Origin of the sequence: Bradyrhizobium sp. CCGUVB23 (assembly GCF_024199885.1) — a bacterium.
Lineage (GTDB): Bacteria > Pseudomonadota > Alphaproteobacteria > Rhizobiales > Xanthobacteraceae > Bradyrhizobium.
Map to the genome: position 1 here is coordinate 3,315,185 of NZ_JANADQ010000001.1, position 13,065 is coordinate 3,328,249.

The 13,065-nt window shown below is 64.6% G+C and carries 11 protein-coding genes; 2 read left to right on the forward strand and 9 right to left on the reverse strand.

The genetic code is table 11. The annotated features are described in order from the left end of the window. Window positions 1–145 precede the first annotated feature (145 nt). From pstS to NLN62_RS15175, 5 genes are all read right to left on the reverse strand, one after another. Window positions 146–1,156, reverse strand: coding sequence for a phosphate ABC transporter substrate-binding protein PstS (pstS, locus tag NLN62_RS15155; protein WP_027521520.1), 1,011 nt, complete (start codon window positions 1,154–1,156; stop codon window positions 146–148). Between the two features lie 142 nt (window positions 1,157–1,298). Continuing rightward, on the reverse strand, window positions 1,299–2,597 hold the full coding sequence (locus tag NLN62_RS15160) for an ATP-binding protein (RefSeq protein WP_027521521.1): 1,299 nt from the start codon (window positions 2,595–2,597) through the stop codon (window positions 1,299–1,301). Window positions 2,598–2,631: 34 nt separating this feature from the next. Beyond that, the gene (locus NLN62_RS15165) at window positions 2,632–3,687 is read right to left on the reverse strand and encodes a lysylphosphatidylglycerol synthase domain-containing protein (protein ID WP_027521522.1); all 1,056 of its coding nucleotides are present in this window, start codon (window positions 3,685–3,687) and stop codon (window positions 2,632–2,634) included. Window positions 3,688–4,161: 474 nt separating this feature from the next. After that, window positions 4,162–4,458, reverse strand: a complete 297-nt coding sequence (locus tag NLN62_RS15170) for a hypothetical protein (protein ID WP_027521523.1) — start codon at window positions 4,456–4,458, stop codon at window positions 4,162–4,164. Between the two features lies 1 nt (window position 4,459). Then, a complete protein-coding gene (locus NLN62_RS15175) occupies window positions 4,460–5,854 on the reverse strand; it encodes an OmpA family protein (protein ID WP_254109284.1) in 1,395 nt (464 codons plus the stop codon). A gap of 164 nt (window positions 5,855–6,018) precedes the next feature. Here NLN62_RS15175 and NLN62_RS15180 point away from each other — a divergent pair, with 164 nt between their 5' ends. Further along, window positions 6,019–7,077, forward strand: coding sequence for a polysaccharide deacetylase family protein (locus tag NLN62_RS15180; RefSeq protein ID WP_254109285.1), 1,059 nt, complete (start codon window positions 6,019–6,021; stop codon window positions 7,075–7,077). Window positions 7,078–7,200: 123 nt separating this feature from the next. After that, window positions 7,201–8,010 carry an SDR family oxidoreductase gene (locus NLN62_RS15185; protein ID WP_254109286.1) on the forward strand — a complete coding sequence of 270 codons (810 nt, stop codon included), beginning with the start codon at window positions 7,201–7,203 and terminating at the stop codon, window positions 8,008–8,010. A gap of 216 nt (window positions 8,011–8,226) precedes the next feature. Here NLN62_RS15185 and boxB read toward each other — a convergent pair whose 3' ends face one another. From boxB to NLN62_RS15205, 4 genes are all read right to left on the reverse strand, one after another. Beyond that, window positions 8,227–9,678: a benzoyl-CoA 2,3-epoxidase subunit BoxB gene (gene boxB / locus NLN62_RS15190; RefSeq protein ID WP_027521527.1), complete on the reverse strand. Its 1,452-nt coding sequence runs from the start codon at window positions 9,676–9,678 to the stop codon at window positions 8,227–8,229. Window positions 9,679–9,823: 145 nt separating this feature from the next. After that, window positions 9,824–11,512, reverse strand: a complete 1,689-nt coding sequence (boxC, locus tag NLN62_RS15195) for a 2,3-epoxybenzoyl-CoA dihydrolase (protein WP_254109287.1) — start codon at window positions 11,510–11,512, stop codon at window positions 9,824–9,826. A 119-nt stretch (window positions 11,513–11,631) separates the two neighbouring features. Continuing rightward, a complete protein-coding gene (locus tag NLN62_RS15200) occupies window positions 11,632–12,153 on the reverse strand; it encodes a DUF309 domain-containing protein (protein WP_027521529.1) in 522 nt (173 codons plus the stop codon). 21 nt (window positions 12,154–12,174) lie between these two features. Continuing rightward, window positions 12,175–13,011 (reverse strand): alpha/beta fold hydrolase, encoded by an 837-nt coding sequence (locus NLN62_RS15205; RefSeq protein WP_254109288.1) that lies wholly within the window; start codon window positions 13,009–13,011, stop codon window positions 12,175–12,177. Window positions 13,012–13,065 lie beyond the last annotated feature (54 nt).

Here is a 13,065-nt window from a genome sequence, read left to right on the forward strand (position 1 = left end):
AATTAAGTTGCGCCTGTTGTCGGTCTCGTGCCCCGGATGCGGCGCAGCGCGAAGCGGTGCGACGCTGATCCGGGGCCGAAGTTGTGATGGTCCCGGCTCAGCGGCGCGGCATTTCATGCCGCACCGCGTCCGGGACACAAGCATCTCAGCTCTTGATCTCGGCAGCCCAGGTCTTCTCGATCAGCTGGACGACGCTGTCCGGCATCGGGATGTAGTCGAGCTCCTCGGCCGCCTTGCCGCCGTTCTTGAAGGCCCAGCGGAAGAACTTGATGGCTTCCTGCGAGGCCGCCTTGTCGGTCGCATCCTTGTGCATGAGGATGAAGGTCGCCGCGGTGATCGGCCAGGACTTGTCGCCGGGCTGGTCGGTCAGGATCACGTAATAGCCGGGCGCCTTGGACCAGTCGGCGTTGGACGCGGCCGCCTGGAACGCCTCGACGGTCGGCTGCACCGGCTTGCCGGCCTTGTTGACGAGACCGGTGTAGGTCAGCTTGTTCTGCTTGGCATAGGCGTACTCGACATAGCCGATCGAGTTCTTGGTCTGGCTGATGTTGCCGGACACGCCTTCGTTGCCCTTGGCGCCGACGCCGACCGGCCATTCGACGGCCGTGCCCTCGCCGACCTTGCTCTTCCAGTCCGCGCTGGCCTTGGAGAGATAGTTGGTGAAGTTGAAGGTGGTGCCCGAACCGTCGGAGCGGCGCACGACCGTGATCGCCTCGGAGGGCAGCTTCACGTTCGGATTGAGCTTCTTGATGGCCGGATCATCCCACTTGGTGATCTTGCCGAGATAGACGCTGGCGAGCGTCTCGCCGTCGAACACCAGTTCGCCGGCCTTCACGCCCTCGATGTTGACCACGGGAACGATGGCGCCCATGACCATCGGCCACTGCGCGAGACCGTCCTTGTCGAGTTGCTCGGCCTTGAGCGGAGCGTCGGTCGCGCCGAAGGTCACCGTCTTGGCCTGGATCTGCTTGATGCCGCCGCCGGAGCCGATCGACTGGTAGTTCAGACCGTTGCCGGTCTCCTTCTTGTAGGCGTCAGCCCACTTCGAATAGATCGGGAACGGGAAGGTCGCACCGGCGCCGGTGATATCGGCAGCGAAGGCCGACGTCGATGCGGCCACCAGGCCAGCAGCGACGATAGTTTTGATGAAATTCATGCTGGTCTCCATAGGGGGAGCGAAGCGCCATGCGCGCCCGATCGCGCTCCCGCGCCGCCCCTTTAGGAGCGGTCGGTAGTGCTTTTACGAAGGTTTCGTGACAGTCGGATGACAGGCTTAAGTTACTGAAATAACTTTGATTTCAGCTCGAAGCCGGGGGCTTCGCCTGGGGAAAACAGGCGGTGAAAGTGGCGCCCTGTTTGAGCACGCTTTCGATCAAAAGCCGGCCGCGATGCCGGTTAACAATATGTTTCACCAGCGATAATCCGAGGCCCGTCCCGCCCTGCGAGCGACTGTCGCCGACGTCAACCCGATAGAAGCGCTCGGTCAGCCGCGGCAGGTGTTCCGGTGCAATCCCGGGCCCGAAGTCGCGCACCATGACGCGGATCTCCGGCGAGCCGTCGGCCGCAGTGACCATGGTGAGCGAGACGATCACCCGCCCGCCCGAGGCGCCGTATTTCAGCGCATTCTCGATCAGGTTCTCGAACAGGCGCAACAGCTCCTCGCGGTCGCCCGCGATCATCACCGCCGTCTCCGGCAGATCGATCTCGACGTCCACCTGCCGCTCGCGCGCCAGCGGTTCGAGCCCGTCGGCGACCTGGCGGATGATCGGCACGACATCGACCAGCGTGTCGGGCCGCACATGCGCCGACAATTCCACCCGCGACAGCGACAGCAGATCGTCGATCAGCCGCGCCATGCGCGTCGCCTGGGTGTGCATGATGCCGAGGAAGCGCTCGCGCGCCTTCGGATCATCCTTGGCCTGGCCCTGAAGCGTATCGATGAAGCCGGAGAGCGCGGCCAGCGGCGTGCGCAGCTCGTGGCTGGCATTGGCGACGAAATCGGCGCGCATCTCCTCGACCCGGCGCAGCGGCGTCTGGTCATGGAAGGTCATCAACATGCATTTGTCGGCGCCGCCGAACGTGGTCGGCACCGGGACCGGCGTGATGATCAGCTCCATCCAGCGATCGACCGGAACGTGATCGAGATAATCGGCGCGGCGTGGCTCGGATGTAGCGATCGCCTCGCGCAGCGCAGTGATGATCTCGGGCGAGCGCAACGCGAACTGGGCGAGCTCGTTCTTGCGCAGCGCCGGCGCAAGCTGGGCTGCGGCGGCATTGAGATGGATGACGCGCCCGGCGCGGTCGAGCAGCACGGCCGGGTCCGGCATGCCCGAGACCACCGCGGCTACCGCTGCGCTTTCGACCGGGTTGATGCGGCGGACGTCGTCGCGCGAGGCTGCGGTATCGTGCAGTCGCCAGGGGATCAGCGCCGCGGCCGCGATGCAGAGGAAGACCGCGACCGCCCGCGTCACCGACAATTCCCCGAGCGAGACCACCACCGACAGCGCCAGCGCCGCCGCGATCAGGATGATCGCAGAATGCCGCAGCCGGTCGGACCAGGGCTGGACCGAGGGAGAAGGGTGGGCGTCGATCGCCATCGGGGCAGGCTTCTCCTTAGGAATTGTCGGCCGGTCAGGCGCTCTTGTCGCTGCGCTCTCTCACATAAGCGGCTTCGCGCGCAGGGCCGGGATCGAGCTTGAGGGCCGCCTGTTGCAGGCGTTTGGATCGGGCGCCGATAATAACCTCTCGAAACGTCAGCAAGATTACAGATATGACAAAGGGCGAAAGATAATAGAGGACGCGGAACAGGAGCATTCCCCCAAGGAGCTCCTCACGGTCCATCTGCCACAACCCGACCAGCATGGCCGCATCGAACACGCCGAGCCCGCCGGGAGAGTGGCTGGCGAAGCCGAGCAGCGTGGCGGACACGAAGATCACCGCGACCACGACGAAGCCGAGATTGGGCTCGTCCGGAACCAGCACGTACATCGCGAGCGCGCAGAAGCCGAGATCGACGATGCCGATCGCGATCTGGAGCAGCGTCAGCGGCCCGCCCGGCAGCACCACCGTCCAGGGACCACGACCGACCACGCGCGGCTGGGTCCAGACCCAGACGACATAGGCGACCAGCGCGACGATGATCGCCATCGCGACCAGCCGGTTGAGCCAGGGCGGCAGCTGGTCGATCGAGGCCGCGGCTTCGGGGTGATAGCTGATCCCGAGGCCGAGCACCGCGGCGTTGCCGAGCCAGAAGGTCAGGCCGGCGAGGAAGCAGATCTTGGCGACGTCGATCGCATTGAGGCCCCAGGCCGAGTAGATGCGATAGCGCACCGCGCCGCCGGTGAAGACGCTGGCGCCGACATTGTGACCGATCGAGTAGCTGGTGAAGGCGGCGAGCGCATTGATGCGGTAGGGAACGTGGGCGTGGCCGATCGCGCGCGTCGCAAACAGATCGTAGAAGGTCAGGGTGAAATAGCCGGCGGCCACGAACAGCGCCGCCATCGCGATCTGGCTCGGCTCGGTGCTCTTGATCGCCTCGACCACCTCGTTGAAGTCGATGCCGCGCAGCATGTGGTAAAGCACGTAGCAAGCGATGCCGATGACCGTCACGCTGATCACGACGCCAAGCTTATGCAGGATTTGCTTCTGGCGCAGCAACGTCATCGCCCTGCGTATGGCTTCCAGCATCTAGACCTCGAACTACGCTTCCGCGGCCGTGGCGGCCGCGAAGTGGCAAACGAACAGGCAGTCGGCGAACCCTTGGCGCCGGCTCCAGTTTCGCGCTTGCCCCCCACCCCTCCAGTAGCGCGTTTTGAGCCGGAGTGGAATTCGCCAATAAGCACAAAAACGCGTTTCTTCAATATTTTAGGCGGGTACCCGCGTTTGCCCTGCACCGTTTGGTTCTTTTCCGCGACGGCCGTTGCCGAATCTCTATCGCGATCCTGCGTACGGGCCGTGAAGTTTTGATGATCTCGCCCGGGGCAATGTTCCACCGCGGCTTAAGCCGGCGTCAATCTTCGGGCCTTCGATCGGCGGCGGAAAGGCAAGGCGGGACGCAGTTTTGGCATGCACCGAAGCGCCGTGGCCGTGTGCGGCGCCCAAGGCGCAGCCACTGGGACAGTCAACGCGCCTTGCGGATAGGCACGGGTGCAAGCGCAAAGCTCAGGCCGCGGGTGCGCTACGCGAGACGACCCAGTTGCGCAGGCAGGCGCCAATGGTGCAGCCGACGAGATAGCAGCCGAACATGACAAGGCCGAGGTCGAGCCAGTAGCCGAAACGGCCGGGGACCACGCGGGCGAGCGAGACCGCGACCAACGCGGCCACGAGGACCGCAAGCCAGCGGGCCAGCACCTTCGAGGTGCCGCTACCGCGCTGGACCACCGAGATCCATCCCATCGCCAGCCCGAGCAGCAGCGATCCGACCAGCCAACCCCAATGGAACGACAGCAGAAAGGACATGTCATCTCACCAGAAATTCGATGCGGCGGTTTTGTGCCTTGCCTTCGTCGGTATCGTTGCCGGCGACCGGCTGCGTGCTGCCATAGCCGACCGCCGTGAAGCGATCGGCCGGAAGGCCCGCCCTGACGAGATAGTCGATCACGGCCTGGGCGCGCTTCTCCGACAGCGCCTGGTTGAAGGCGTCCTCGCCGTCGGAATCGGTGTGGCCGGCGACCTCGATGATGGCGTTCGGGCAGCGCAGCGCCGTTTCGATGAGGTGATCGAGCAGGCCTGCGGAATCCGGGTCGATCGTGGCGCGCTTCGGCTCGAAGCGGATCTTGCCCTTGGTCAGGAGCTCGGAGAACAGCTGCTGACAGACCGTGCCGTCGACCGGACCTGCGGCAGGCTTCACCGTGATTTCCGGCTTGTACTGCCAGGTCTTGGGAAAATCCTTGCCAAGGCCTGCGCGGATATCGGCGGCCGCGCCCTCGTAGAGCGCATCGCCCGACAGCTTGACCTCGCGATCCGTCACAACCAGCGTGCCGGTCGAGAGCCGGGACAATGCGCCAAGCGCGGCGACCACCGAATTGCCGAACGAAGCAGGCGCGCCGACACTGGCCTTGAGATTGTCGACGATCTTCTCGCCGAAGAATTTTCGCCCAGCCGCCGTGGCGATGGCCGCGTGGATGGTGTTGTCGGGCACGTAGCCGGTCAGCGTCACGGTGGCCGCGACCGGATCCTTGTAGGCCTGGAAGATGTAAGGCGGCGCCTTGATGTCGTTGGTCGCGACCGAAAAACCCTCCGGCAAATTCTTCAACGCCGCCGCAATGGCTTCGCGGCCGCCGAGCTCGCGCGCCATGCCGGACAGGCTGACGTTGGTATCGGAGATCGTGATCTTGCCGTCCTTGAGCTTGCCGACCTGGTCGAGCAGGAGCATCGCGGCATTCTCGAAGCGCGGCGGCGCGCCGCGCGCCAATCCCATCTGATCGGCGACCTCGATGCCGCCGAGGTCCTTGCGGGCGGCCTCCATCAGCCGGCCCTTGACCCCCGGCAGCGGCGCGCTGCCGGACAGGGTGACCCGGACGACGTCCCGTTCCGCATTCCAGACGAAAGGCTTGGCCTCGGGAACCAGCCGGGTCTGGTCGTCGACCAGGCGCACGCCCGGCACGGTTTCGACCGCCATGACGGCGTCGCGGCGGCCCTCCTCCGAGAACGCTTCGGCGGCAAAACTGACGTCGCGGCCGGCCACCGCGATCCGGGTCTTGTCCAGGACGGTATTTTTCAGGGCGGCGGCGGATCGGGCGGAGAGGTCGGCCTCCAGCGGCAAGGTGTTATTCCAGGCCGCAATTCCCCACATGACGGCCAAGGGGATCAATCCCGGCCACCATTTGCTGGCCCACCTGAAAAGCTTCTGCATTCGACGACCCGAACTCTGGAACCGGAGACAAAACAAACCCTTGGCGGGCTGTCAAACCGGAAATGGCGGCGTTGTGAAGGCTTGGGGTGAGCAACCGGACTAACTTTTTCTTCAAGGGTTCCCCCCTAGGTTGACCGTGGAATGCCGGGGTCAACCAGCCTTCAATGAAACAACTGCGCAACAACGTCATCCGCGTCGGGCTGGAAGCACTCTATTTCAGCGGGGCGCACCACCTGCTGCGGCCGCTGCTCGCCGGCGTCGGCGCGATTTTCATGCTGCACCATGTGCGGCCGCCCCGGGAGGATGCGTTTCAGCCCAATCGGCATCTCGAGGTCACGCCGGACTTCCTGCGCACCACGCTGCGCCATCTGCGTTCGCACGACATCGACATCGTCTCGATGGACGAATTGCATGAGCGGCTGGTGCAGGGCCGGTTCACCCGCCGCTTCGCCGCCTTCACGCTCGACGACGGCTACCGCGACAACCGGGATTTTGCGCTCCCCGTGCTGCGCGAATTCGGCGCACCTTCCACCATCTATGTCGCGACCGATTTCGCCGAGGGCACCGGACGTCTCTGGTGGATCGCGCTCGAGGCCGTCATTGCCAAGGCGAGCCATGTCGAGGTGCAAATCGGCAACGCCGCATTGCGTCTCGATGCCACGACCGCGCCGGCGAAGCAGGCGGCATTCGACCGCCTGCATGACTGGCTGCGCGCGTTGCCGGGCGAGCACGACCTCCAGCGCGAGATCACCACGCTCTGCGCGAGGTATGATGTCGGCATGCCAGCGCTCTGCCGCGACCTCTGCCTGTCCTGGGACGAGCTGAAGGCGCTGGCCGCGGATTCGCAAGTCGCGATCGGCGCCCATACCATCACCCATTGCAATCTCGCCAAGCAGAGCGAGGAGATCGTCGCGCGGGAGATGGCGGCGAGCCGCGTGCGGATCGAGCACGCGCTCGGCCGCCCCGTGCAGCACTTCGCCTATCCCTATGGCGACCGGCATGCCGCGGGGAATCGCGAATTCGCGCTGGCCGCGGCGAGCGGCTTCAAGACCGCCGTGACGACGCGCCCGGGCATGCTGTTCGCCGAGAATGCCGGCCACCCGACCGCACTGCCGCGCGTCTCGCTCAACGGCAATTACCAGGACGCCCGCATCCTGCCAGTGCTGACTTCGGGCGCCGCCACTGCGATGTGGAACGGCTTCCGCCGGTTTGCGGCGGCTTAAATTGATCCAGTTACTCCGACCTCATCCTGAGGAGCGCTCCGAAGGAGCGCGGGTCAGGCAGCTGCACTTCCTTGACTCCCCCCATCACCCCGCCCACAACGAGCGGCAACCAAGGGAGACGTCATGTTCACGGATCTGTTCTCACTCAAGGGCCGCATCGCGCTCGTCACCGGCGGGTCGCGCGGCATCGGCAAGATGATCGCGGCAGGCTTCCTCAGCCAGGGCGCGGCAAAAGTCTACATCACGGCGCGCAAGGCGGCGGCCTGCGAAGCGACTGCGAACGAGCTGTCCGCGCAATATGACGGCGAATGCATCGCGCTGCCGATCGACATCTCCAACCTCGCCGGCGTCGAGATGCTGGCAGGCGAGATCAAGAAGCGCGAACCCAAGCTCGACATCCTCGTCAACAATGCAGGCGCAGCCTGGGGCGCGGAGTTCGACGAATTCCCGGAGAGCGGCTGGGACAAGGTGATGAATTTGAACGTCAAGTCGCCGTTCTTCCTGACCAAGGCGCTCGCCGGCCCCTTGCGTGCGGCGGCGTCCGCACGGCGGCCGGCGAAGGTGATCAACATCGCCTCAATCGACGGCATCTTCGTCAATCCGATGGAGACGTATTCTTATGCGGCGAGCAAGGCCGGGCTGATCCACCTGACGCGGCGGATGGCGGTGAAGCTGATCCCCGATCACATCGTTGTCACGGCGATCGCGCCGGGCCCGTTCAAATCGGACATGAACCGCGCCGCGCGCGACCACGGCGACGAGGTCGCAACCCGCGTGCCCGCGGGCCGGATCGGCACCGACGAGGACATGGCGGGTGCGGCGATCTATCTCGCCTCGCGCGCCGGCGACTACGTGGTCGGCGCGACCATCGCGGTCGACGGCGGCATCGTCTACGCGAATGCGGGGATCAAAGGAGACGGGTGGGATAGCTGAGGGCAGTTTTCGACCAAGCTGCTTACGGCCCGGGCCGTACGCTCACCCAATATTCGCTGTCATGCCCCGGCTTGATGTATAGACCGGGGCATCCAGTACGCCGCGGCTTCTCGGCATACGTCACTGTCTGTGGAGCACTGGATCACCCGCTTTCGCGGGTGATGACAGCTTCAATGTTGCAAGGGTGTTAGCCCCTGACCGCGCGGCACTGAGCCCTTACGACTCGATCTTCACGTACTCGAAATCGCCGGGCTTGTTGTCGATGCCGACTTTCGGCGGCGAGATCCAGGAGGCGAATTGGCCGATCTCGGTGACGGGCTTCATCAGGGAGGCAATGAAATCGCCGTCGTTTGTTGACGGCAGCCAGTCGTCCCTGCGCTTGGCCCAGGTGGCGTCGTCGATCAGGATGCCCTCGGGCGTCGCGTGCACATCCTTGAACTCGCCGATGTGACGATGGAAGGTAACGTGCGGCACCGTCAGCTTGAAGTCAAAGCCGGCCGTCGAGATCACCTTGTTCCAGCGCAGCATGCCCTTGACACAGTCCTGGGTGTAGTCGTCGCGCAGCCGCATGTTGAGCGCGGTCAGCGCGGGCTCGTCGACCATCTTGATCTGGCCGTCGACGAACTTCATGACCGGGTAGGTCGCACTCTTGAGCTGGTGATCGTCCTCGATCGACGTTTCCTTGTAGCGGCCCTTGATGCCGGCGTTGAACGCGTTGGCGGCGTTGGTCGACACCTCCGAGCCGAACAGGTCGAGCGACAGCGAATAGTGCAGGTTCAGCTTCTTCTGGATGGTCGGCAGGTCGATGACGCCGAGCGCTCGCACCTTGGCGATGTCGGTGGGATCGGAGATGCCCGCCTCGCTCATCGCCTCGCAGGTCCGCTGCACCACGCGGGTGATGCCGGTCTCGCCGACGAACATGTGATGCGCTTCTTCGGTCAGCATGAAGCGGCAGGTGCGCGACAACGGATCGAAGCCCGACTGCGCCAGTGAGTGCAGCTGCATCTTGCCGTCGCGGTCGGTGAAATAGGTGAACATGAAGAAGGACAGCCAGTCCGGCGTCGCCTCGTTGAAGGCGCCCAGCATGCGCGGCGCGTCCGCATCGCCGGAGCGGCGGCGCAGGAGTTCGTCCGCCTCCTCGCGGCCGTCGCGGCCGAAATATTTCTGCAGCAGATAGACCATCGCCCAGAGGTGACGGCCTTCCTCGACATTGACCTGGAACAGGTTGCGCATGTCGTAGAGCGAGGGCGCGGTCTTGCCGAGGTGACGCTGCTGTTCGACCGAGGCGGGCTCGGTGTCGCCCTGGATCACGATCAGGCGGCGCAGCATCGCGCGATGCTCGCCAGGGACCTCCTGCCAGGCCGGCTCGCCATAGCGCTCGCCGAACGGCACGACGCGGTTCTCCTCCTGCGGCGCAAGCAGGATGCCCCAGCGATAGTCGGGCATGCGCACATAGTCGAACTTGGCCCAGCCGCGCGGATCGACGGAGTAAGCGGTGCGCAAGTAAACCAGCGATTCCTGGAAGCCGTCCGGGCCCATGTCGCTCCACCAGTCCATGTAGCCGGGATGCCAGCCTTCCAGCGCCTTCAGCACCTGGCGGTCTTCGGCGAGATTCACGTTGTTGGGAATCTTGGTCGAGTAGTCGACGTTCATGATGTTCATGTTCATGGCCGTGCTCCTTGTCCGTCTCATGTCCCGGACGCAGTGCAGCGCGAAGCGATGCGCTGCTGAGCCGGGACCTATTGTCTTGTCCACGTGGGTCCCGGTTCTGCGCAGCGTCACTTCGTGCCGCGGCGCGCCCGGGACATGAGAGTTACACCCGCGTCATATCGAATTTCGGCTTCTGGCCGCTGCCGTAGCGGCGCAGCGCGCCCTCCTCGCCGACCGCGTTCGGGCGCTGGAAGATCCAGTTCTGCCACGCGGTCAGGCGCGCGAAGATTTTTGACTCCATCGTCTCCGGACCGACGAAGCGCAGGCTGGCTTCCATGCCGGTGAGGCTGTCGGGCGAGAAGCTCGCGCGCTCCTCGAGGAACACGCGGACCTCGTCATCCCAGTCGATGTCATCGAGCGCGAAGGTGACGAGGCCGAGCTCCTCGGCCTCCTCGGCGTCGAGGCTGGTGCCGACGGTGGCTTCCGCGCGCTCCACATCGGACGGATCGGCCTGGAATCGCGATTGCAGACGGGTCAGCCCATGACTCATCGGATAGGGACCGAAATTCATCGCGGAAAGTTCGATCGAGGGCGGTGGGCGGTTGTCGCCCTGGCGCGTGCCGATCAGCATGTAGGAGCGATCGGCGGCGAACACGAGCTCGGCCAGCGTGCCGGCGAAGCAGGAGCCGGGCTCGACCAGCGTCACCAGCGTGCGCGAGGTGACATCGATGCGCTTGAGCACGCGCTTCCAGTAGTGGCGGATCTCGTTGACCAGCCAGTGCGCCTTGTTGGCTTCGAGGAAGGCATCGGACGCAAGCACATGGGCGCGCTCGCCATGGCTCTTGAACACGAGCATCGCGATCTCGAGCTCGTTGATGCGCAGGTGCAGGATCGCGTCATCGAGCTCGCGCGCCACCTGGAGCGGCCAGAAGGACGCGCCCTGCGCCAGGATGCCGTCGATGTCGGCTGGCGGTGCAGCCTCCGGCGCCTTGATCGAGATGGTGGCGATGCGGGCAGTGCGATCGATATCGACGCTGACGAAGCCGTAGCGGATGCTGGTCTCGTCGATGATGCGCTTGAGCGGGGTGAGCGCAATGCCCTGGCCGCTGCCCTTGCGCTTGGATGACGCTGCAAACTCCTTGGCGCGCTCGCCAATCCTCGCTTCCAGCTTCGAGTTCGGTGCGATCTCGTCGACCAGCCGCCAGGCGACGGCGCGTTTGCCCTTCACGCCTTCCTCGATGGTGCAGAAGAAATCGGCATGGTCGCGGCGCACCTTGCGCTTGTCGACGACGCGCGTGAGCCCGCCGGTACCCGGCAGCACCGCGAGCAGCGGCACTTCGGGCAATGCAACAGCAGAAGAGCCGTCATCGGCAAGGATGATGTGGTCAGTTGCGAGCGCGAGCTCATAACCGCCACCGGCGGCCGAGCCGTTCACGACGGTGATGAAACGCTGGCCGGAATTCTCCGAGGAGTCCTCCATGCCGTTGCGGGTCTCGTTGGTGAACTTGCAGAAGTTGACCTTGTGGGCGTGGGTGGAGCCGGCGAGCATGCGGATGTTGGCGCCGGCGCAGAACACGCGGTTCTTGGCCGAGCGCATCAGCACGACCTTCACTTCCGGGTGCTCGAAGCGCAGCCGCTGGATCGCATCCGCGAGCTCGATGTCGACGCCGAGGTCGTAGGAATTGAGCTTGAGCAGGTAGCCCTCGAACAGGCCGCCATTCTCGTCGACGTCCATGGTCAGCGTCGCAACGTCGCCGTCGATCGCGAGCTTCCAGTGCCGGTAGCGCGACGGATCGGTCTGGAAATCGATGAATTTCGCACCGCCTGCGAGGCGACGATCTTCCCCGGCCATGGGCCACCCTTGAGCTTGATTATGCGCGTCTGGTTTTAACCGTTACATGCACAATAATGCATCTTTTTGGGCGCGTCTAGTCCTCCGCGGACCATATATGCATTTTGCTTCATGATTGCTCAGGAACGCGGAATCGTCCCGAGTGGGACCCAATCAGCCTTGGACAGCTGGGGACGGCCGAGTTTGGCTTGGAGACGAGCAACCAGCGCCTCGGTCGGAAAGCGGTCGACGAAGCCGTCCCCGCCGGCGGACGCCTTGCGTGTCCGGAGCTCGCCCAGTTCCTCCAGAGCCTCGCCGAACAGGCGCGAGGCCGAATGCGGCCTGACGATGCGCAGCCGCAAGTTCGCGTTGGCGACATAGATGCAGGCGCGGAGCAGGATGCGCTCGCGGCCGCGCTGGGGAGCCGCCGCCCACACCGCTTCCAGGATCTCCTGCGATTCCCAGAAGTAGCCGCGATCGTTGAGCTCGAGCCCATAGCGCAGCGCCGGATGCCGTGCCGGGACATAGCCGCGGAACGCCGGCGGCACCAGCGCCTTGGCGATGTCGAGCGTCTCGCAATCGGCGTCGAGGTCGGTTTCGCCGGGCACATAGGCCCATTGCGGCCATGGCAAGGAGCCGCCCGCGGATGGTCGCGCAGTCATCGGAGCGGAGCCTCCGATGATTCATGCGGCATGTCCCTCAAGGCCCTGGTCGGCGCGCAAGGCCGCCCGGGCAAATTCTGCAATAGCGTCAAGCGTCGCCCCAGGCGCTTCACGATGCGGAGCGTGCCCCGCCTCTGAAATGACTTTCAAATCTACCGGACAATAACATTCTTCCTGCGCAATCTCGACCTGTCGCATGGTGCCATACTGGTCATCCACACCTTGCACCATGAGGACCGGTACGCGGATATAGGCAAGGTACTCGGAAATATCCCAGTTGCGAAATTTGGGATCGAGCCAGGCGCCGTTCCAGCCACGGAAGGCATTGTCGACATCCTTGTGCCAGCGCGCCAGTTTCACTCTTAGATCAGTGGTCTCGTAAACCGTCTTGATCTCGGCGATCGACTTCACCGAGATGTCCTCGACGATGAAATGCGGTGCGATCAGCGCGATGCCTTGCAGGCGATGGTCCTGATGTGAACCGGCGTAAATAGTTGCGATCGACGCGCCGTCGGAATGGCCGAGCAACAGGCCGCGCTTGAAGCCGATCGCATCGAGCAGCTTCGGCAGCACGTCCAGCGCCTCGCGATGCATGTAGTCCAGCGGCCGCGGCAGCGTCACGGGACTCGACTGACCATAGCCGGCGCGGGAATAGAGGAAGATGCCGGCGCCGGTCGCCGCTTGCAGTTTTTCCGGAAAATCTCCCCACTGCCCGACCGAGCCGAGGCCTTCGTGCAGCATGACGATGGTGGGCGCATCCGCGGCGCGCGGTGCGAGCCATTTGTATTCGAGGCTGGCCCCGCCGATGGTGAGGAAGCCTGTGGGGGTGAGGTTGGCCATGCTGTCGTTCCCGTTCATTCCGTCATTCCGGACTGCTCGTAACGCGAGCTGATCCGGAATCTCGAGATTGTC